Origin of the sequence: Hyphomonas johnsonii MHS-2, assembly GCF_000685275.1 — a bacterium.
GTDB lineage: Bacteria > Pseudomonadota > Alphaproteobacteria > Caulobacterales > Hyphomonadaceae > Hyphomonas > Hyphomonas johnsonii.
Genome location: NZ_ARYK01000002.1, coordinates 303,737 through 322,732 on the forward strand (window position 1 = coordinate 303,737; position 18,996 = coordinate 322,732).

The window sequence follows — 18,996 nt, forward strand, 5'->3', positions numbered from 1 at the left end:
CAATGCTAGTCATACTTGCGGACACGAACATCGAACGCTCCATCTTCGACCTTGAAGGTTCGCGGCATTTCGGTGTCATACTTTGCGTCGAGGGCGACTTCGCCCGCGAAATCCCCCTCCAACTCAAGGAAATCTCCATCTATCGATACGTGATCTACCACGACGGCAAAGCTCCCGTTCTCATCAGACGCCCAGGCTTTGACCGGCCCGTCAGGCAGGAAGAACATCTGCGAACTCATGACCTGCGGCGATCCGCTCAAATTGGTGACGATCATACTGAGGCGCATGTCGCCCTTGCCCGTCGGTTTGATGTCCTTTTCAGTGAGACCCGAAATCGCCAGATGAGCCGACTTCATCGGTGCATCCCGCCAGAAACTGCCGCTTTTCCATTCCCCGTCACTATCGACGTGCGTGACATACCACTCGCGCTTTTCACCGCCGATGGTCGCAACAATCCTGCCGTCGACGACAGCCTTCACACTAGGTGCGGACGGCGTATCACTGGTTTCCGGGCCGCTCGATTCAGCCTTCGAACAACTCGCGAGAATGAGCACCCCAGCCAGTATACCAGCCGTCATGAGTTGCCAGCGCCACCCTGCATCTGAACTCGACCTTGCCGTACGCCGAACCATTCCATTCCTCACTGTATTCAACAGTGGGAAAGCCTATTTCCGATAAGGATGGGATCATATCCGGCAGGCTACGCATTTTTCGGAAACAGCATACCTGGTTTTCGACACGCTTGATTAGAACCTTGCTTCCCGCGATGTTGCGGCCAATCGACCGAATTTGGTGACTAGATCTGCAGAAAAACCTGCAGATAGTGACAAATAGTGTTTGAGCGAAGCGCCGTCGCTCGCCTAGTCTGACAGCAATGTTGATTGAACGAGCAAGCGAGTTGAAAACCTTGCAGGGGCTGCTTGAGACCGCGCGACTCGGGCGCGGCTCTGTTGTGCTGCTCACTGGCGAAGCTGGCATCGGCAAGACGTCACTTGTGGAAGCATTCGCTGCGGATGTGCACAATTGCGCTCAAATAGCTTCTGGAATGTGCGACGCGCTGTTCACCCCCCGACCTCTGGGCCCTGTGCTGGAGATCGCGGCGAGTCTGGGCGGAGAATGCGCAGAACTGGCAAGTATGAGGTCAGGGGCGGATCGGCTGTTCCCCGCAATCCTCAGCGCAGCGTCAAGTCCCGACAGGCCTGGCGTCGTGATCATTGAAGATATCCACTGGGCTGATTTTGGCACATTGGATTTCCTGCGCTTCCTCGGGCGACGTATATCGGCCTTGTCAATCGTTCTGGTCGCGACCTACCGGGATGACGAAATCGACCAGGCCCACCCGCTTCATCAGGTACTTGGCGACTTACCCTCGAAATCAGTGCATCATATCACCCTTAAACCCTTGTCATTCGATGGCATTGCTCAGCTCAATCATTCAAAAAAATTCTCGACCGACGAGATCCTGTCCGTGTCAGGTGGAAACCCCTTCTTTGTGACCGAATTACTCGCCTCACAGGGCAACGAAATTACGGTCGCCCCACGGTCAGTCCGGGAAGTCGTCAATGGCAGGCTCAACAGGATTACCGCGCCGGAGCGCTCCTTTCTGGAAACGGCGAGCCTCATTCCTGTGCCGATCGATCTGACCCTGCTCGATGGGCTGTTCGAAGAGCCTGTCGACATCCTCGCCAAAGGCTGTATCGGTCATGGACTGCTCAAACAGGACGGGGATGGCTTGATCAGGTTTCGTCATGAACTGGCAAGGCTGGCAACTGCCGACCGACTCACCAGAAACGAACAGACCGAGATCCACGAGAAGCTGCTTGCCACCCTCCTGAACCGCGATGACCCACCACTGGACCAGCTTGTACACCATGCTGCCGGTGCGTTGAATTCGGCCGCCGTGTTGGAGTACGCCCCGATTGCGGCAAGAAGAGCCGCCGAAATCGGGGCGCACCGCGAAGCGACGGGCCATCTCGCGACAGCTTTGGATTTCGTCAGTGATGCGGATACTGAGCTTGCTGCAACGCTCTACGAAAACTGGGCCTATGAAGCGGGTCTGTCATTGCAAATTGACGACGATGTCATCGATGCGCGGCAGCACGCAGTCAGCCTCTGGCGCGCATTGGGCCGAACCGACAAGGTCGGCGAAAATCTGCGCTGGCTGTCGCGCCTCTACTGGTATCGGGGCGAGGCATCCAAGGCGCTTCAATTTCTCGACCGCGCTGTTGAAATCTTCGAAAACGAAGGGGCCTCGGCGGAAAAGGCGATGGCGTTCAGTATGAGGTCCCAGTTCCACATGCTGAATGATCGCATGCCGGAAGCGATTGCCTGGGGAGAACGGGCTATCGATATGGCCGCCGCATTTGACAGTGACGACGTGCTTATTCACGCACTCAACAATGTCGGATCGGCAAAACTTCTTCGTGGCAGCGTTGAGGGGCTGGCGGACATGGAGAGAAGCCTGCAACTGGCCCGCAAGCTCGGGCGCCATGAAGACGTCGCTCGAGTGTATACCAACCTTTCGGAGTACGCCGTCGAGTTCCGGGATTTCGCTCTGGCCGAGCAGGTCCTTTCAGACGGCATTGCTTTCGACACGGAACACGATCTGGATTCGTGGACTTTCTATCTGATCGGATGGCTTGCCCATCTACGGCTTGCCCAGGGCCGCCTGACAGACGCAGAGACCATCGCCCAGGGCGTCATGGACAGGCGCAATCAAACACTGCTGATGAAGCTTCCGGCGCAGATTGTCCTCGCCAAGGCACGCGTACGACTAGGGCGGCCGGGCGCTCACACCGCGCTTTCGGAGGCGCTGCGCGCTGCCCTCAGCACCGGCGAATCCCAGTATATTGTTCCCGTCCGAACTACCTTTGTTGAGGCCGCGGCGCTGGATGGCACGCCATCTGTCGCAGAAGAGCACCTCAACGCCGTACTTTCGGTGGGAAAGGATTCTGTCATGAACTGGCGCATGGCTGAACTCTGGTTCTGGGGGTTGCGGTGCGGCTTGGATCTGGAGAGGCGTATGTTCGGCGATCTCCCCCCACCCTATCAGCATATCGAGGCCGGCGAGTTGGACGCAGCAGCCCGCGCCTTTGGTGGTCTGGGGATGAAATATCACGAAGCCTATCTTCGGATGCTTTGCGGAGGCCACACCGATATCATTTCCGCGCACCGCATCGCTGTAGAAATGCAGGCGCGACCGCTCGTCACCCAATGCCGCAATATTGCGATAGAGCGGGGAATTCAGGGAGCATTGGCGCAAGAGCCCAGAGGTCCGTATTCCGCCGCCCGCTCACACCCGATGGGATTGACAAACCGCGAGCAGGAAGTCCTGCGCGAGCTTGCAGTCGGCGCCACCAATCAGGAGATCGCCGACGCGCTCTCGCGTTCGCGCCGAACGGTGGAAAATCACGTCTCATCCATCCTGAAAAAACTGAATGCAACCAGCCGGACTGATGTCATCTTGAGAATTCAGAACGAACCCTGGCTGCTGCCAAACACCTGATCGCGGCCGCTGTCGGGCTGATGCTGGCAGGCCAATGCGAACCCGTCTCCATTATTCGCGAACGAGCAAATGTTAGGCGACGAGAAGGTCGCGCCACTCGCGAAGGGCGGCGTCGCGTTTCTGTTTGAATCGAATTCGGGAGTTGATGTGCCTTTCGAAGTAGAAGTGATTGTACACTGACGAATGGATTGGGACGAACTTCTGCCGACTTCGCATGCGACGAAATCGCAACATTGCTTACTCTCGCCTTCGGAAGGGCAGGTGTGAATTCTCGGCCCGAATGTTGAGATGCCGGCCAGTTTCCTGGCGCGCTTCGTTTCCGATCATCTTCATTGCGGCACGGCATGAGCGGCAACGATCTGTCACAACAAACTGCGGATTGCCGTAACGCTCCATCGCTTTTCGCATAAATTTCAGGGCTGAAGCTTTATCGCGTGACTTCGTAACGAAGGACTCCAGGGTTTCACCCTCATGGTCAACGGCACGCCACAAATAGTGAGTCTGCCCACCGATCTTCACAAACACCTCGTCCAGATGCAACTGCCATTGCGGCGACTGTCTCATTCTTCCTGACCGACGCTTCCGGATCCTATGGGCGAAATAGATCCAAAATCAGTCTACCCGATGCCGGACTGTTTCGTGGCAGATATCGTTGCCGCGCTCATGCAGCAAGTCTTGGACATTGCGCAAAGACAGCGGAGACCGCGCGTACATCATCACCGCGAGCTGGATGATTTCAGGCGATGTCTTAAAATAGCGAAAGGGTGATTTTGTCATTTCCTGAGGCTAAACGCCAGGATGCGCCGTCTCGACCCCGGTTCCGCTGACAATGCCGTCATAACCCTTCACAATGGCTTTTTATCTGCTATCCGCGCCGTTCAGATCGCTATGTGTCTTTGCCCTTCTGACTCAGCTGAACGCCAAGACACTTTCGTTTTCAAATCTCGGTTTCTCTTATCGGCGCAAGTCTTTCGACGTTCGATACTCACGTTTGTCCGCTCAAGAAAAGCGCCCCACATCAGTGAGGCGCTCTTCGTTTGACTCGGGCCGCTGTTGTTCCAACGGAACTTTTCTCTAAAAGTTGTAGCTGGCACCAAAGACGACACGCCGATCCGTAAGGCCCTGGAAACACAGCAGGCCGCCTTCGTTGACACACGACTGCTCGACAGGCGACTCGGTCAGGTTCACACCTTCAATTCCGATGTTCAGATGTTCATTCACAGCATAGTTGATACTGGCATTGAGCTGTCCTCTGGCTTCCTGAATAACCGGGAAGCCCCAAGGATAACTGGAGGTGCTGCCGAAATCTTCCGAACGGTAGGCTGAACGCCACGTATAACGCGCTCTGGCTGAAAGCCCGTATTTTTCATAGTACAGCGTTGTGTTGTAGGAATCCTCAGACAGATCAATCTCCGTCACCGGCAACTGAACATCCGTGGCACCGTTGGCGGCAAAAACCGTCGCAGCACGCGATGTGGCTTCCCAAACGCCCTCACCAGGGGAAAAGCTAAGGTGGGTGTAATTTGCCACAACACCAAAGCCTGAGGCCCAGCCGAGTCTGTCCTCGAACGCTGACAGATCATACTGGAAGGCAACCTCAACACCTTTCTGGGTGGTTTCCCCCGGATCGTTCACCAGTTGCGCTGACGGAACACATACCCCGGCAACACCCGAGGTTGTCTGCAGGTTCGTAACAGGATCTAGCGGCGCGAAAACGTTCCGAGGAGAGATGGGGTTGAAAATACCACCACCTTCGCAAGGGTCGGTAACATCACGAACCAGCTGTGTAACGCCATTGGCATCCACCGTAGGTGTTTCTACCGGATTTTCCTGTTGAGAGACAAACAGTCCGGTGCGCTTCTTCTGAAAAATTCCGACGCTCAGCACGGCCGATGGCGCAAAGTACCATTCTGCCCCGAGGTCAAAGGACTCCGTTACCTGAGGTTCCAGGCCCGGATTGCCCAGATTTACAGCCGGGTTAGGGCTCGTGGTAAACGTGTACGATGTGGACAGGTCGTCAAAATCCGGGCGTCGGATATCCTTGCCCCAACTGGCGCGCAAAACCACATCGTCACGAACGTCTGCCACGAGGTTGAACCGCGGAAGCACGAAATCATAACTGCCCTCTGTCGTCGTCGGCGCTGCCACGCCACCGACGATCGTGTTTCCGGTCGACGCGATATCGGTTTGGATGTAGCGAAGGCCGGCATTGCCGCGGAACATGCCGGCACTGAAATTAGCCTGCCCATACCAGGCATGGGTCTTTTCCTCGATATCGAAGAACGCCGCCTGGGCCGATGTTGGTGCACTGATCGGACCGCGGGTTGAACCCGTGATCAAATTGTTCGCCGCAATAGCGGCGTTCAGCGTGTCGAGAACCCGCTGCGGATCTGAAGCGACGATATCCGGGTTGATGAGAAGGAAATCGCGCACATAGAGCGCTCTTCCATCAGCTGCATTAAAGTTGTTCGGCCCCGGAGCGAGAAGGTCTGCGAACAGATCCCCCGTTGGACTGTCGCGCAGAAGACTCAAGGAGACGTTTGAGGTGATATCGTCATTGAGGCTCGTCGTCTTGTTGAAGCGATAGCCGAAGTCAAAGGAGAAGCTCTCGTTTTCCTCGTACGTAAAATCGGCCCGGAATGCGTCTTCGGAGTTCTCTGCCTTGCTTTTTGAGAGTTGCACCTGCTGAAGCGCATAGTTCGCAGGATCAACCATATCCGCAGCTGTCGGCGCGAAGGGGGCATCATAGGCGATACCCCATGTCAGTCTGCCCCCTGTCAGATCGTAGGCGAACGGCGTGCCGTTGTCGTTTGCCGTGTACGTCGGCGAGGTGGGCGCATTCGGGTTGAGGAAATTGAGCGTCGTATTGATGCTGGGGGTCTTGGTGTCAGACGTTGCGGTCGCAATCTCGACGCGCCCTGAAAGCTTGTCACCGAGGGTCCAGTCTGTACCCAATCGGAAAATCCGGCTGTCCGTCAGGCGAGAGTTTGTATCGCCCGAAAGACGCAGGTTTCCGTCACTCCCGTCGGACTGGACGGGAATGACGCCCCGGACCGCCGCTTCCACGCTACCGAGATTCTGGCCACCAATGGAGCCAAAATTGACCGTTTCAAACTGATCGGGAACCGATGTACCAGCAAGATCGGAAACGCCTGACGCCTGTACCCGAGAGCTCTGTTCCCTGCGCTCCTGATCGTTCACGATTGCATCAAAATAGAACTTCATGTTCTCAAGACCAGTTGGCCTGAACTCCAACGAACCGGAAAAATTGGTCGTTTCCGATTCGTAGTTGTCATAGTCCTGGATCAGGAACTGAATGGGCAGAAAATTGAACGCTTGGGCGTTCGCGGAGCCGCCATCTGCTGCGACGAAATTGTCGCGATCGACGCGCGGACGGAAGGCGGTCGCATCTTGTTCAGCATAGCTCAAGCTCGCCACGACTCCGAACTCGCCGGCGGATGTTGTCCAATTGTCACCATAGGCGCCGGATAATCTGGGCTTGATGCCATCGGTTGTCAGACTGCTGTCTTCGCCTTGAATGCGCACACTCAACAGACGATCGTCCAGATCAAGCGGACGAATTGTTCGCAGGTTGATGGTCCCGCCGACGGAACCTTCAATCGTTTTCGCTTCGGACGCCTTGGTAACTTCAACGGCTGCGATCATGGCAGCAGAAACGTCCTCGAAGCTGATGCCGCCGCGGCCAGAGCCAGAGCCCACCGTCGATACACCGTTGATCTCTGTCCGGTTTGAATTCGTACCGCGGATCTGAACGCCTTTGCCAACACCTGCTTCACGCGTGATCTGGACGCCCGGGATGTTCTCAAGAACTTCGGCGAGGTTTTGATCCGGCAGCTTGCCGATATCTTCTGCCCGGATGACCTCGACCAGGTTGTCAGCCGCGCGTTTCTCATTGAGTGCCGTCGCGAGCGAGGCCCGGATCCCGGTAACAACAACGACGTCCTGGCGCGCCTCTCCCTCAACCGAGGCTGCCGGCACCGCTGCAGGGTCTTCTTGCGCCAAAGCCATCGAGCCCAGCGGCAACGCCACACCCGCAAGCAAGCCAGCGCGCCAAAACCGGCTAGGTCCACAGCGGACGGAGTTCTTTTGTGATTGAGTTGGCATTCCGGTTCTCTCCCTTTGGAATTATCTCAGACTTCATCTCGAGGCGAAGGCTTGACCGATAGCCAACACGCAACCCCATAAAGTGTCAACCGCTTTGGTTTACTTATTTTGATTTATTGGTCCTACCAATTATGGTTTTCTGTTGCCATGTAGCAATAATACGACACAACTGACGGACCAATGCAGGCCGGCACAGCACGTTTTTTCTCCAATCAATTTGAATTGGTAGTCAATCTGGACCGTACATATGGCATGGCAACCTGCTCTCGGTGGTACGGATGCGAAGCCGACTGCGCTGACGCCTCGTGCACAGATTGCGGCCATGGCCAACTAACGCGATCCCGTACCGAAACGGGCCACACTTTTGCAGATCAACGAAAGCACCGGGAGAGTGGCCACACGCCGCGAGTGCGACCAGAATCGCTTGCAGTGGCGCAGGCCCGGCGCCTGCCTAGCGTCTCAATCGCCCAAATGAGGTCGCGCTGGCGAGGGCCTTGACCTCATCGACGGTGACGCAATTCGCATCGCCTCTGATGGCGTGTTTCAGGCAGTTGGCGGCAGCGGCGAAATCCACCACCTCTTGCGCGTCCTGATGCTGGACAAGCCCGTAGATCAGACCCGCGCTGAATGCGTCGCCTGTGCCCACGCGGTCGATGACGCCATGCATGTCATAGGCACGCGAGAAGACCGCGTTGTCGCCCCGGCGCAGGAAGGCCTTCCACTCATGGTGCTCAGCGGTTGTGGACGAGCGGATTGTAATGGCAATATTGGCCAGGTTCGGAAATCGGTCTGTCAGCTTCACGCCGAGTGAATGCGCCCATTCATCGCTACCGTTTTCACCATCTCCGTCGATGCCGAGACAGGCAGGACAATCACCCCGGCCGGCAATCAGCGTGTCGGCCTGCTCGACCAGTGCCGGCAGGACATCGCAAGGCGCCACACCGTAAGTCCACAAACGCTCTCGATAATTGAGATCAATGGAGACCGGCACCCCGCTGCTTCTGGCTTCTGCAACACTCCGCTCCGCCAGGCGCCTCGTTGCTGCGCATATCGCCGGCGTGATGCCACTCAGATGAAACATGTCTGCACCATCGAAAACGGCATCCCAATCCACACTTGCCGCATCAAGGTGTGTAAAGGCGCTATCGGCACGGTCATAGATCACGCAACCAGCGCGATAGTCTGCCCCCTCTTCCATGAAATAAAGGCCCATGCGGCCATCGCTGCGAGACACAAAGCGCGCATCGACGCCCTGTGCCTGCAGCGTCATCAACGCCTGAGTGCCCAGTTCGGTGTCCGGCAAAGCTGAAACAAAGCGCGCGACAACGCCGAAATTTGCGAGGGATACCGCAACATTCGCTTCCGCACCGCCATGGCAAACATCGAAACACGTCGCCTGCCTCAAGCGCAACTTGCGTGGCGGCGACAACCTCATCATCAGTTCACCGAGGGTTACTATGGTGGCTGTCATATCCACACTTTCTGATTTGAAGACAATGGACCGACGCGCAGTCCCAGAGTACGCGCCGGTCCACCTGAAGCAGCAGGGAGGCCGTCACCTTACGAGAAGAACATACCGCCATTTATATCAATGTTCGCGCCTGTGATGTAGGCCGACTTTTCAGACGCGAGAAACACTACCGTCTCCGCACACTCATCGGGATGACCCTGACGACGCAAGGGCACTGAACTCTCGACATTCCTTCGAACAGCATCCGGCGTGAACGTATCGTGAAATGTCGTGTCGATCATGCCAGGACAGAGCGCATTGCAGCGAATGCCTTCAGGGCCAAGTTCCTTGGCCATCGACCGTGTGAAGGTAATCACCGCCCCCTTGGACACAGAGTAGGCAGACGCGCCGCCACCCCCGCCGTCACGGCCGGCCAGTGATGCAAGATTCACGATCGAGCTTCCCTTTGGCATATGCGGAACAACCGCCTGTGTTGCCAGGAATGTCGAGTTCATGTTCAGAGCCATGACGTGATTGAAGAATTCCTCGTCCATCTCGGCGAGTTTCTTGCGCGCTACCAAGCCGCCAACATTGTTTACCAGAACATGGATATCAGCTCCGTAAGCTTTGACCGTCTTGGCAACGAGCCTGTCCACGTCAGCCTTCCTGGTCATGTCTCCCTTCACGGCGATGGCTCTGCCGCCAGCCGCCTTGATGGCTGCGACTGTCTCGTCAGCGGCAGTCTGGTTGGCGTTGTAGTTGACGACGACATTGCAGCCCTGTTCTCCCAGCTTGATGGAGCAGGACCGGCCGATGTCGCGGGAGCCACCGGTCACGATGGCTGTCTTACCTTTTAGGTCACTCATATTCTTTTCCTGTTACTTGCAGATCGATGGTCAAAGGATCAGGCGATGATTTTAGGCCGCGATGGTGCGGGGCTTGAGGGGGCGAATCTCACCACACAAGATCCACACGCTCGCGATCGCCGTGATGGCTAGAGCAGCGCCCAGGACAAAGACCGGCGCGTAATTTGCGCCCATCGTCAGCCAGGGCACAAGATAGGTCAGGCCAGCCGCCGCGAGCTTGGCGGCCATACCAGCGAACCCGGACAATGTTCCGACCGTCTTGCCACCGTAAAAATCGCTGGGCAGGGTCTGGACGTTCCCGATGGCCGTTTGGAAGCCGAACAGGATGACGAACATCAGGCCAAGCGCCAAAGCGGGAGTCACGGCAACAGCCATCGCCAGCAGTGCCGGCAGCATGATCAGGCAACCCAAGGTAATTGTGAACTTGCGTGTCTTGTTGACACTCCAGCCGGCTTTCAGGCGGCTTTGCGCCAGGAGGCCGCCAAACCACGCCCCGATCATCGCACCGACATAAGGCAGCCATCCTGAAGCCGCGAGCTCCTTAATGTTGAAATCGTGGACCTCAAAGAGATAGGTCGGGATCCAGATAATGAACAACCACCAGATGGGATCAATCGCGGCAGATGCGATGATCACCCCCCAGCTCTGCTTGCGCGAAAGAAGCTCAGGCGTGGAGGGGTTATACCCTCCATCCAGATTTCCGTCATCGTTCAAGTCCTCATTGATCTGTCCTCTGAGGATGTACTCGCGCTCACCATCACTCAACCAGGCATGATACTTTGGCGGAGCCTTCACGATGACCAGCCATGGCACAAGCCACAACAGGCCAACCGCTCCGACCAGAATGAATATCAGCTTCCAGTCCAGGAAGATCGCCAGGTAGGCAATCAATGGAATGGAGATAATGCCGCCGATGGCCGCGCCTGAATTGAAGATGCCCTGAGCCAACGCCCGCTCATCAACCGGAAACCATTCAGCGTTCGCCTTGGCGGCGCCCGGCCAGTTTCCTGCTTCAGCCATCCCCAGAATGGACCTGAAGACACTAAAGCTCAAAACGCCTTGAGCGAATGCGTGGGCCGCCGTCGCCAAAGACCAGACACCGATGGAGAGAACGAAGCCGAGACGTGTTCCGACCCAATCGAAGATCTTCCCGAAAATCGCCTGACCCAAGGCGTAGGAGAAAATGAAGACAACCGAAACAATACCCAGAATGTGCTTGTGCCCATCGGCACTCATTTCAGGGAAAAGGTCTGGCGCGATCTGCGCAGGCCACAACACGTTAAGCGTCTGCCTATCGATGTAATTGATAACAGTGGCTAACGCGACCAGCGTCACGACCCACCACCTGAGCCCCTTGATCTTCATGACGAGACAGCCTCCCCACCAAGAAAGTCTTCGCGCGCCGGGCTGAACACATCCAACAGGACTCCCGGCTCCAGACAGACAGACCCGTGCAGAGCCATTGACGGAACGAAGAAGCAGCCTCCGACGTCAAGGACCTGCTTTCGCCCATCGACCTCCACTTCGAACTTCCCAGAAAGCACATAGGACACCTGGGAATGATGGTGTTTGTGTACGTCCCCTACCGCGCCACCGTCGAACCAAACCTTGGCCATCAGTATCCTGTCATCATGCCCGAGCAGGGTGCGGTAGATACCGCCTCCAAGCTCTTCTGCCTCATGCCGCGGGCTGGTCATGAACAGCTTCGACTGAATGTGCGCCGTCATTCTAGTTCTCCCCTTTGGTGCTGTGTTCAGTGCCAGCCGAAATGTGCAGGCCAACAGGACCATTCCAGTTGACGGTCTGGTCATCGAGCTGAATTTGATGGGTCGCGGTCGGCGCCGTATCGTCTGAAAACAGCACCCGGATACTGCCGCCGCTTTTCGGAATGACAGTATAGACATCGCTACGTCCAGACCGGCTGATATCAAGGCGCTCTACAGAGCCGCCTGAAAAGACCGTGACTTCCTCGTCATTGTCATATCGACCATGGCGCTCATACACCGAAAGGAACGTCGCATCCTTGCCCGTCGCGCGAAGGATCATCGCTTGCTCGTTGCGCAGATTGTTGTTGGGGTCGTTCGCTCCGAGCCGGGTAAGGTAGGCACCGAGCGTTTGGCGCGCCGTGAAGGTCAGGGTGTAGAACTGGTCATCAATCAAAAAGGACAGATCAGACGTCACGCCAGCAGCGACCCCACTGGCTTCGGCAGTTTTCCAGAGATGCTGGTAACCAGCGCGAATGCCGAGCGGAACGAGTTGTGCGACCGCGTAGGTGAATGGCAGATTCGTCTCGATCAGCTGGCCCTTGAAGTGGACCGGCAGATCATACGTATGAGGGGCATCACTCGCGCCGCGCACGACATCGATCACGTACGAGCCGCCGCCATCACGATCAACCATTGCCACGACGCGCTGGTAGGTAACCCCCGTATACGCGGTGGTGATTTCAGCTGCGGCGTAGCTTGCGCCCACGGTGTCATCAAAGGCCAGGATTGTCGGCGTATACGCCTCGCCCTCTTCCCAATCGCCATCAAACTGACTGGACTGATCGACCACTAATGTGTTGTGCGCCACCGTCTGCTTTGCCCAACTCGCATTTTCCGGCAAATAGCGCCCGCCATCCTTTGGTTCGACATTCAGGAACCTTGCTGCGCCGTAATCTGCCACCACTTCATCGCCATTGTCATAATAGAGCAGTCCGAGGCGGTCGAAATGCCCATGGCCCAAGCCCTGGGACGTTGCCTTGAAGACCAGTGCCGCCGCGTCCGGTTCCGGCCCTGAGCGCAGCGTGATCAGCGCGCCACGGTCGCCATCCGGTCCGTCCCGCAGTTTTTGTGATTTGAACGCGAATGGTTTTGACTTGCCTGCCGCAATGGCATCTGAAAGCTTTTTGCCTTCCGGGGTCGGCACAATACTTTTCTGCTGCTGCGCGATGCTGAGCAGGGAGGCATCGCCCGTCAGATCATAGGCTATCGCGACGGCGTAACGCAGCTCGGCTGTGTTCAGGCCTTTTTCCCGTATCGCATCATTGATCGGAAAGAAGCGTCCGCCATAGGTCTCCTGGATGTTGGCCGTAATGGCTTTGCGCAACACGCCGCCGCGGTGCTCGAAGATCCTGAGTTCAGGATCACCCCGCTCAATGGCCTGGGCAAACAAGACAAACGGCATCAGCGCGAAGCGTTGATAATAGGGCCCTTCTGCATAGTAACCGTCCGGCGAGAAAAGCGCGTCCACCTGTTTGATGAACCCGGCGTCTCCTGACTTATCGAGCCCATAGAGCGCCTTTTCGACATAGTCGCGCTCACCCAGCGCATACCCCGTCATGCCGACCGCGGCGGCGGCCCATGTGCCGTGATTATGGATGCGGTCGAATGTCTGCGGAGAGCCCACTGACAGAAAGTCTGCCATGGGACGAAGGAGCTGGTCTTCGATCTTGCTGCGCTGTTCGGCGGACAAGTCATCCTGGATGGCATCATAGCCCTGAACAGCATAGACGAGCCACATCGCTTCATTCAGGCCCTGCCAGAACAGGCGGCTGGGTGTTTCGGGATTGACCTGCGGATGCAGACCGAGCGTTGGATACAGGTCTGAATAATCGGAAAGGATACGCGCTGCGAAGTCGAGATATTTCGACTCGCCGGTCAGCTGATACAGCATGCCGGCCTCATAGATTGTCTTGGCGTTCTGCTTGTGCTGCTCATGGGTGTAGCCGCCGCCAGCATCAACGGGGACAGGCACATCGACACCTTCCGCTCGCCGCTCATCAACCGACGCCCTCAATGCGGCGATGGAGTGGTCGAACAGTGTTTCGCCGGACGGTGCAGCGACGCCTGGACGGGCATGCACATCAACAGGATTTGCGGTTGAGCAAGCTACCAGCGTGATGCCGAACAGCGCCAGGCCTGCCGTGCGGGCCCAATGTCCTGGATGGGAGAAGGGTTGGTTCAACACAGCTAGCGGTTCCTCTCGTCAGCGATGTCGGCAAACGCGTCCTGGGTCGCCCCATCAATGGTATTGCCGCTGGATGTGAAGACCGGGAGCCCGGTCGTAAACGTCAGGGCGATAGGCTTGGCACCCACAACCGTGTTTCCCGTAAAACTGCCCTTCTGAATGCCATACAGCTCCATCAGGGGCTGGTCGCCATTCGCGACCGTCTCGAAACTTGATCCGGTCACATCGACATGCGGCCCGAATGTGCTTTCATCCCGGCCGCCGCGATAGACGGCCGCGATGGGGCCGCCGATCATCTTGAAATGGCTGTCCCTGATGCTGAGAAATTCGGCATTGTAGATCCCGTAGTCGTCGGTTTCTTCATCGAGCTTGAAGACGGCTCCCGAAATGTTCTCGAAGTCAGAATTCTCGACATCTATTCGGTCAAAGAATGAGCCCTTGGCAGCCGAGACGACCGAGAAGCCCCTGTTCACATCGAAGTCCTGAACCCGAATATGGCTGAGTGACAGAATGTGATTTCCACTGCCACGTATTGAGCTGGTGCTGATAAAGCTGTTGCCTGATCCATCGGGCGCGGCGTCACCGCTTACGACAAGGCCGCCAAGCGCGAGGCTTCCATTGCCGGTCAGAACAAACAGGTGCGAGCGCTCGAACGACAGGACCGCAACGTCGCCCCCGCGCGACGCGATGGTTACAGGTGTATCGACCTGGATAATCTTCGATTCGCGGTATGATCCTGGTGCAAGCGTATAGTGATCGCCCGGTTCAGCCGTCTTCAGGGCTGTAAACAGGACGTCCGTGCCTGGTTGCAGCTGAATGTCCCGGCCGCCTTCAAATGGCGACGCTTCGGAGGCCTTGGGATACCAGGACACACCCGTTTGGTCTTTTGCGACCCCATAAGTGCCCGATGCTCCGGCGCCATCAATCATTGCCAGAAACGCGCCACCGGACGGCGTCAGATTCTGGCGGAGGTCAAATCCGCCCGCGATAACGGCCGGCGGGGCCGCAGATGACAGGTTCCCGGAAAAAGCCACGCCACCCATGTCGTCATACAGATTGATCGGACTGCCACCATCAGCGCCGACCACTAGGTTACGGCTGAAGACAGAGTTGACGGGAGTGGCCGTGCGCTCGGCGTCAGACCCTTCTCCCAATTCAATCGCCGCGACGCCATCAAACGTATTGTTCTCGATCACGGCGCCAACCACCTGATGATAGCGGTTGATGGGCGAGTCCGGCACGCCGTTCATGATGACAAGCGCGCCGGAGAACCGATTGCCTGTCAGGTCCTTGAAGTAATTGTTCCGGATTGTTTGCCGGGCATTGATGACCCGCACGCCGCCCGTATACGGTGCACCTGCGCCGTCAAACAGATTGTTTTCTACCAACGTTCCATTGCCGTGACGCAGCGTCAGCGTTCCGCGCGATGCATAGAATGTATTGCCACGGAATATATTGCCGCCGGACTTGTTCGAGATGATCTCCACTTCACCGCTGCACCGGTCAAAGAAGTTATTCTCCACGATGGTCAGGGAATCGGTCAGCGAATAGTGGCTGGTGCCTATGCGAAGTGTCTCACCGCCGTTTGAGCCGAATACCGGGCGCGGACCGAAATAGTTGTGCCTGATCCGATGCCTGTTTTCCTGGCTGGCTGCTGTATCCAGGCGCACGGCGAGCGTGGGGCCCGCATTCAGCTTTCCCGAGAGATGATTGAAGTCGAACGTATTGTTCCTGCCGTAAAGGCCGACCCAAAGATCGCGCTGCGTGCGATCGGGATTACTGTAGCCATCGATGACAACGTTCGTGACGCGCGTGTTGTTCGCCAATGCCTCGCTATCACGCCGAAAGCTGATGACTTCACTGCGGGGCGTATAGCCATCCTTGAACACAAGTCCCGATACAAGCAGATGATTTCCGGCAAGCCTGAGACTTGATTGTCCTGACAGGATGACCTTTCCCGGTGTTTCAGCCGTCAGCTGGACAGGGTGTTCCTGTGTCCCTTCGGCTTGAAAAAGCGCATCGAAATCCTGCCAGGTGCCATCGGCAAGAACGATTTGATCGCCCGGCTTGGCTGATGCGACGGCTTCGGAAAAGGCATCCTGAGTGGCAACCCGTATCATCGCGCCCGTTTCAGCCGGCAAAGGATAGACGGCCTGGGCGGGCTTGAGCGCCTGCCCGCTACAACTGCCCAGAATCAAAATCGCCGACGCGACCGCCAGTCTTCCAAAAGCCATCGAAACCTCCCTCACCGCTTTTGCGGTTTTTTCAATAGCTAACGGCGCGGATCAATATGTCAACCAATCTTCTATACCAATATTGCTCAAGGGTAGAGACGTTTGCTGTCTTCGCAGCAAATTCCAGGGCAGAATATACCCACACATCGGGGATTCTCCGTAAATCCCATGCCATGTCACACACCAATATGCAGATTGCGTACAGTCCAATGGAATGGAGCCAAATCCTCCCTGGCCCGGCTCCGAAGTGAATTCTGGCTATGAATACGTTCGGATGCGTAGCGATCGCCAGGCATCTACGGGGCGCTCATTGTCAGGGTGTCGACCACATCCGGGCGCATGACAAGTTTCGCCAGATGGCAGCTGGCCCCCATTTGATCGCTCAGGCCCGCAATCGCACAATTGGTTATACCATCTTGTAAACCTTTTTCCTGTACTGTATGTTTTGAAAGTATCCAGGGTTGAGTGGAGCAGGATGATTGTGCTCACTTTGACCGTCAACAGAGGAAGACCAGAATGTCCGAAAAGCGGCTCTATCACACTGTCGCCCGCGCCATTCTCGACATGATCGAATCCGGCTCCTATCCGCCGGGCACACGTTTGCCTGGCGAGCGCGAGCTGGCCGAACGGTTCGGCGTCAGCCGGGTTGTTGTTCGAGAGGCGGAGATCTCACTTGAGGCCGTTGGCCGCGTCGAAATCAAGGTCGGCTCAGGCGTATACGTGCGTGACTCGCTCGCCGCCGGTGGCTTGGCCCTACCGGGAGTTACCCCGTTCGAGCTGACCCAGACACGCCTTCTGTTTGAATCTGAGTGCGCCGCGCTTGCTGCAACAACAATCACCGACGATCAAATCGCCGGGCTCGAAGCAACCGTCAGGAAGATGGCAAACGCTCCGCACGACTCTCCGGACGGAGAGGCGGCTGATCAGGAATTCCACATGCTGATTGCAAAGGCGACAGGCAATGAGGCGAACGTGTTCATGCTGCAAACGCTTTGGCGCATGCGAACAGAAATCGCTGCCGTGAAGCGCGTCTATTCAGCCGTGTGCCACAAGGATTCCGACCACCGCGTGAACGAGCACTCCGAAGTCATGGAAGCCCTTAGGCGCCGTGATCCGGACGCGGCCAGAGCCGCCATGCGGGGGCATTTCTCGAGGCTTTTGAGAGCACTTCTCGATGCATCGGAACAGCAAGCCATTGAAGATGCCAAACGAAAATCCCACGAGAACAGGGAACGCTACCTGCGGACAAATATCGGCGCCTGATGGGCACGGATTGAGCGGCGAAACATTGTCAGGGCGCCAGGGCTGGAGATGATCGATTCTGGTGATTGGCCCTCTAATATTATCAAGAACCCGTTCCGCTACTTCAAGACCTCGCCCGAAGTCAGCCAACTCGGGGGGAGTAATGTAGGTGCGATTTCCACTCTCGCTTCGGAATGCTGACAAGAGTGCCGGTTGCTCGAACTAACGGTCTCCCTCGGAAGGAACATGCGCTCGTTCATTCGCGGCTTCCCGGATTTCGGTAATCGCAGCATCCGGCGGGGTCACTGCCGCAGAGACTATAAAATGTCTCTGGCGGAGAGAGAGGGATTCGAACCCTCGGAACCCTTGCGAGTTCACTAGTTTTCGAGACTAGCCTATTCAACCACTCTAGCACCTCTCCGCAGAGGCCTTGAAGGTTGGTTGCACTATACTGGCCGCTCAGAAAGTGCAAGCGCCTGACAACGCCTGAAGATGACATTTGACAGCAGAACAGGATTGGTGTTTACCCCCGGCTTCAGGCGCGGACCGGCGACGGTTTCGCGCATATTCCATTTTGATTTCATACCGGAAGGATGAGACCCATGTTCGCGGTCATCAAGACAGGCGGCAAGCAGTACAAAGTCTCCGAAGGCGATACGCTCGTCATCGAGAAACTGGATGCTGAAGCCGGTAAAGACGTGACGTTCGATAGCGTCCTGATGCTCGGAAGCGGTGATTCCGTTACGGTTGGCGCGCCTCTCGTGGCTGGCGCGACTGTTTCCGCCGAAGTTGCCGAGCACATGCGCGGTCCGAAGCTGATCACGCGCAAGAAGCGCCAGCGCCAGACATACCGGCGCACGATCGGCCACAAGCAGCACCTCACAACGGTGACGATCACTTCGATCAACGCTGACGGTAAAAAGCCCGCCAAAAAGGCTGCGCCCAAGAAGGCCGCTGCTCCGAAGGCTGAAACGGCCCCTGTCGCTGAAACTGCGCCGAAGGCCGAAACTGCCGCCAAGCCGGCCGTTGATGCCCGCGGCCGCATTGCCAATCTCGAAGGCAAGCCCGACAATCTGAAAAAGATCTCGGGCGTCGGCCCGGTGCTTGAGAAAAAGCTCCATGCTGCCGGCATCTATTACTTCTGGCAGGTCGCAGCCCTCAAGGAAGATCAGATCGTCGAGCTGGAAGAAGAGATGAGCTTCCCCGGCCGCATCACCCGCGACGAGTGGGTCAAGCAAGCCGAAGAATTCGCCAAGGACGCATAAGGGCGCTATAAGGCCCTCAGACAGGACAGGAGCAAACCATGGCTCACAAAAAATCAGGCGGCTCGTCACGTAACGGTCGCGATTCGAACCCGAAATACCTCGGCGTCAAGAAATATGGCGGCGAACATGTCGTTCCGGGCAATATCATTGTGCGCCAGCGTGGCACGCAGAAATGGCCAGGCAAGGGCGTCGGCATTGGCCGCGACCACACTCTTTTTGCGCTGATCGAAGGCAATATCGAGTTTGCCAAGAAGGCCGGCGGCCGCATGTACGTCAATATTGTACCGCTCGCGAGCGCAGCAGAATAGCGGCTGACGCACGGCCGCGGGAACGTGGCCGGATCGCAAGACGATCATTC

Annotated in this window: 12 protein-coding genes, 1 tRNA gene and 1 pseudogene; 4 read left to right on the forward strand and 10 right to left on the reverse strand. The window is 57.0% G+C overall.

Annotation, left to right across the window (positions count from 1 at the left end; all coding sequences use genetic code 11):
- Positions 1-5: 5 nt before the first annotated feature.
- Positions 6-578, reverse strand: coding sequence for a hypothetical protein (locus tag HJO_RS06320; protein ID WP_035615052.1), 573 nt, complete (start codon positions 576-578; stop codon positions 6-8).
- Positions 579-874: 296 nt separating this feature from the next.
- Between HJO_RS06320 and HJO_RS06325 the strand changes: the two genes are divergently transcribed.
- Positions 875-3,505, forward strand: a complete 2,631-nt coding sequence (locus HJO_RS06325; RefSeq protein ID WP_035615054.1) for an ATP-binding protein — start codon at positions 875-877, stop codon at positions 3,503-3,505.
- A gap of 72 nt (positions 3,506-3,577) precedes the next feature.
- On the opposite strand, the pseudogene HJO_RS18900 reads toward HJO_RS06325, so the two are convergent.
- From HJO_RS18900 to HJO_RS06365, 8 genes and pseudogenes are all read right to left on the reverse strand, one after another.
- A pseudogene (locus tag HJO_RS18900) lies at positions 3,578-4,282 on the reverse strand (IS6 family transposase).
- Between the two features lie 297 nt (positions 4,283-4,579).
- Positions 4,580-7,534 (reverse strand): TonB-dependent receptor, encoded by a 2,955-nt coding sequence (locus HJO_RS06335; protein ID WP_156945456.1) that lies wholly within the window; start codon positions 7,532-7,534, stop codon positions 4,580-4,582.
- Between the two features lie 547 nt (positions 7,535-8,081).
- The gene (locus HJO_RS06340; RefSeq protein WP_035615058.1) at positions 8,082-9,101 is read right to left on the reverse strand and encodes a sugar kinase; all 1,020 of its coding nucleotides are present in this window, start codon (positions 9,099-9,101) and stop codon (positions 8,082-8,084) included.
- 89 nt (positions 9,102-9,190) lie between these two features.
- Complete coding sequence (locus HJO_RS06345) at positions 9,191-9,946, reverse strand: SDR family NAD(P)-dependent oxidoreductase (RefSeq protein WP_035615061.1); 756 nt, start codon at positions 9,944-9,946, stop codon at positions 9,191-9,193.
- Positions 9,947-9,997: 51 nt separating this feature from the next.
- Positions 9,998-11,311, reverse strand: a complete 1,314-nt coding sequence (locus HJO_RS06350; protein WP_035615063.1) for an MFS transporter — start codon at positions 11,309-11,311, stop codon at positions 9,998-10,000.
- Positions 11,308-11,673 (reverse strand): cupin domain-containing protein, encoded by a 366-nt coding sequence (locus HJO_RS06355; RefSeq protein ID WP_035615065.1) that lies wholly within the window; start codon positions 11,671-11,673, stop codon positions 11,308-11,310. The genes HJO_RS06350 and HJO_RS06355 overlap by 4 nt, the downstream gene beginning before the upstream one ends.
- A 1-nt stretch (position 11,674) precedes the next feature.
- A complete protein-coding gene (locus tag HJO_RS06360) occupies positions 11,675-13,897 on the reverse strand; it encodes a heparinase II/III domain-containing protein (protein WP_051618349.1) in 2,223 nt (740 codons plus the stop codon).
- A 2-nt stretch (positions 13,898-13,899) separates the two neighbouring features.
- Entirely contained in the window at positions 13,900-16,131 is a 2,232-nt protein-coding gene (locus tag HJO_RS06365; RefSeq protein WP_051618350.1) for a chondroitinase-B domain-containing protein, read from the reverse strand.
- A gap of 516 nt (positions 16,132-16,647) precedes the next feature.
- Here HJO_RS06365 and HJO_RS06370 point away from each other — a divergent pair.
- Positions 16,648-17,394, forward strand: coding sequence for a FadR/GntR family transcriptional regulator (locus HJO_RS06370; RefSeq protein WP_035615067.1), 747 nt, complete (start codon positions 16,648-16,650; stop codon positions 17,392-17,394).
- A 310-nt stretch (positions 17,395-17,704) separates the two neighbouring features.
- On the opposite strand, the gene HJO_RS06375 is transcribed toward HJO_RS06370, so the two are convergent.
- Positions 17,705-17,794 (reverse strand) — tRNA-Ser (locus HJO_RS06375).
- Positions 17,795-17,975: 181 nt separating this feature from the next.
- On the opposite strand from HJO_RS06375, the gene HJO_RS06380 reads away from it, so the two are divergent.
- Together HJO_RS06380 and rpmA are read left to right on the forward strand one after the other, a co-directional pair.
- Positions 17,976-18,638, forward strand: coding sequence for a 50S ribosomal protein L21 (locus tag HJO_RS06380; protein WP_035615069.1), 663 nt, complete (start codon positions 17,976-17,978; stop codon positions 18,636-18,638).
- A 38-nt stretch (positions 18,639-18,676) separates the two neighbouring features.
- Complete coding sequence (rpmA, locus tag HJO_RS06385) at positions 18,677-18,946, forward strand: 50S ribosomal protein L27 (RefSeq protein ID WP_035615072.1); 270 nt, start codon at positions 18,677-18,679, stop codon at positions 18,944-18,946.
- The last annotated feature ends 50 nt before the right edge of the window (positions 18,947-18,996 follow it).

What these genes read in the sequence shown, in the direction of transcription:
- HJO_RS06320 (WP_035615052.1), bottom strand. Translation starts at nt 578, where the DNA reads ATGACGGCTGGTATACTGGCTGGGGTGCTCATTCTCGCGAGTTGTTCG.
- HJO_RS06325 (WP_035615054.1), top strand. Translation starts at nt 875, where the DNA reads ATGTTGATTGAACGAGCAAGCGAGTTGAAAACCTTGCAGGGGCTGCTT.
- HJO_RS06335 (WP_156945456.1), bottom strand. Translation starts at nt 7,534, where the DNA reads ATGGCTTTGGCGCAAGAAGACCCTGCAGCGGTGCCGGCAGCCTCGGTT.
- HJO_RS06340 (WP_035615058.1), bottom strand. Translation starts at nt 9,101, where the DNA reads ATGACAGCCACCATAGTAACCCTCGGTGAACTGATGATGAGGTTGTCG.
- HJO_RS06345 (WP_035615061.1), bottom strand. Translation starts at nt 9,946, where the DNA reads ATGAGTGACCTAAAAGGTAAGACAGCCATCGTGACCGGTGGCTCCCGC.
- HJO_RS06350 (WP_035615063.1), bottom strand. Translation starts at nt 11,311, where the DNA reads ATGAAGATCAAGGGGCTCAGGTGGTGGGTCGTGACGCTGGTCGCGTTA.
- HJO_RS06355 (WP_035615065.1), bottom strand. Translation starts at nt 11,673, where the DNA reads ATGACGGCGCACATTCAGTCGAAGCTGTTCATGACCAGCCCGCGGCAT.
- HJO_RS06365 (WP_051618350.1), bottom strand. Translation starts at nt 16,131, where the DNA reads ATGGCTTTTGGAAGACTGGCGGTCGCGTCGGCGATTTTGATTCTGGGC.
- HJO_RS06370 (WP_035615067.1), top strand. Translation starts at nt 16,648, where the DNA reads ATGTCCGAAAAGCGGCTCTATCACACTGTCGCCCGCGCCATTCTCGAC.
- HJO_RS06380 (WP_035615069.1), top strand. Translation starts at nt 17,976, where the DNA reads ATGTTCGCGGTCATCAAGACAGGCGGCAAGCAGTACAAAGTCTCCGAA.
- rpmA (WP_035615072.1), top strand. Translation starts at nt 18,677, where the DNA reads ATGGCTCACAAAAAATCAGGCGGCTCGTCACGTAACGGTCGCGATTCG.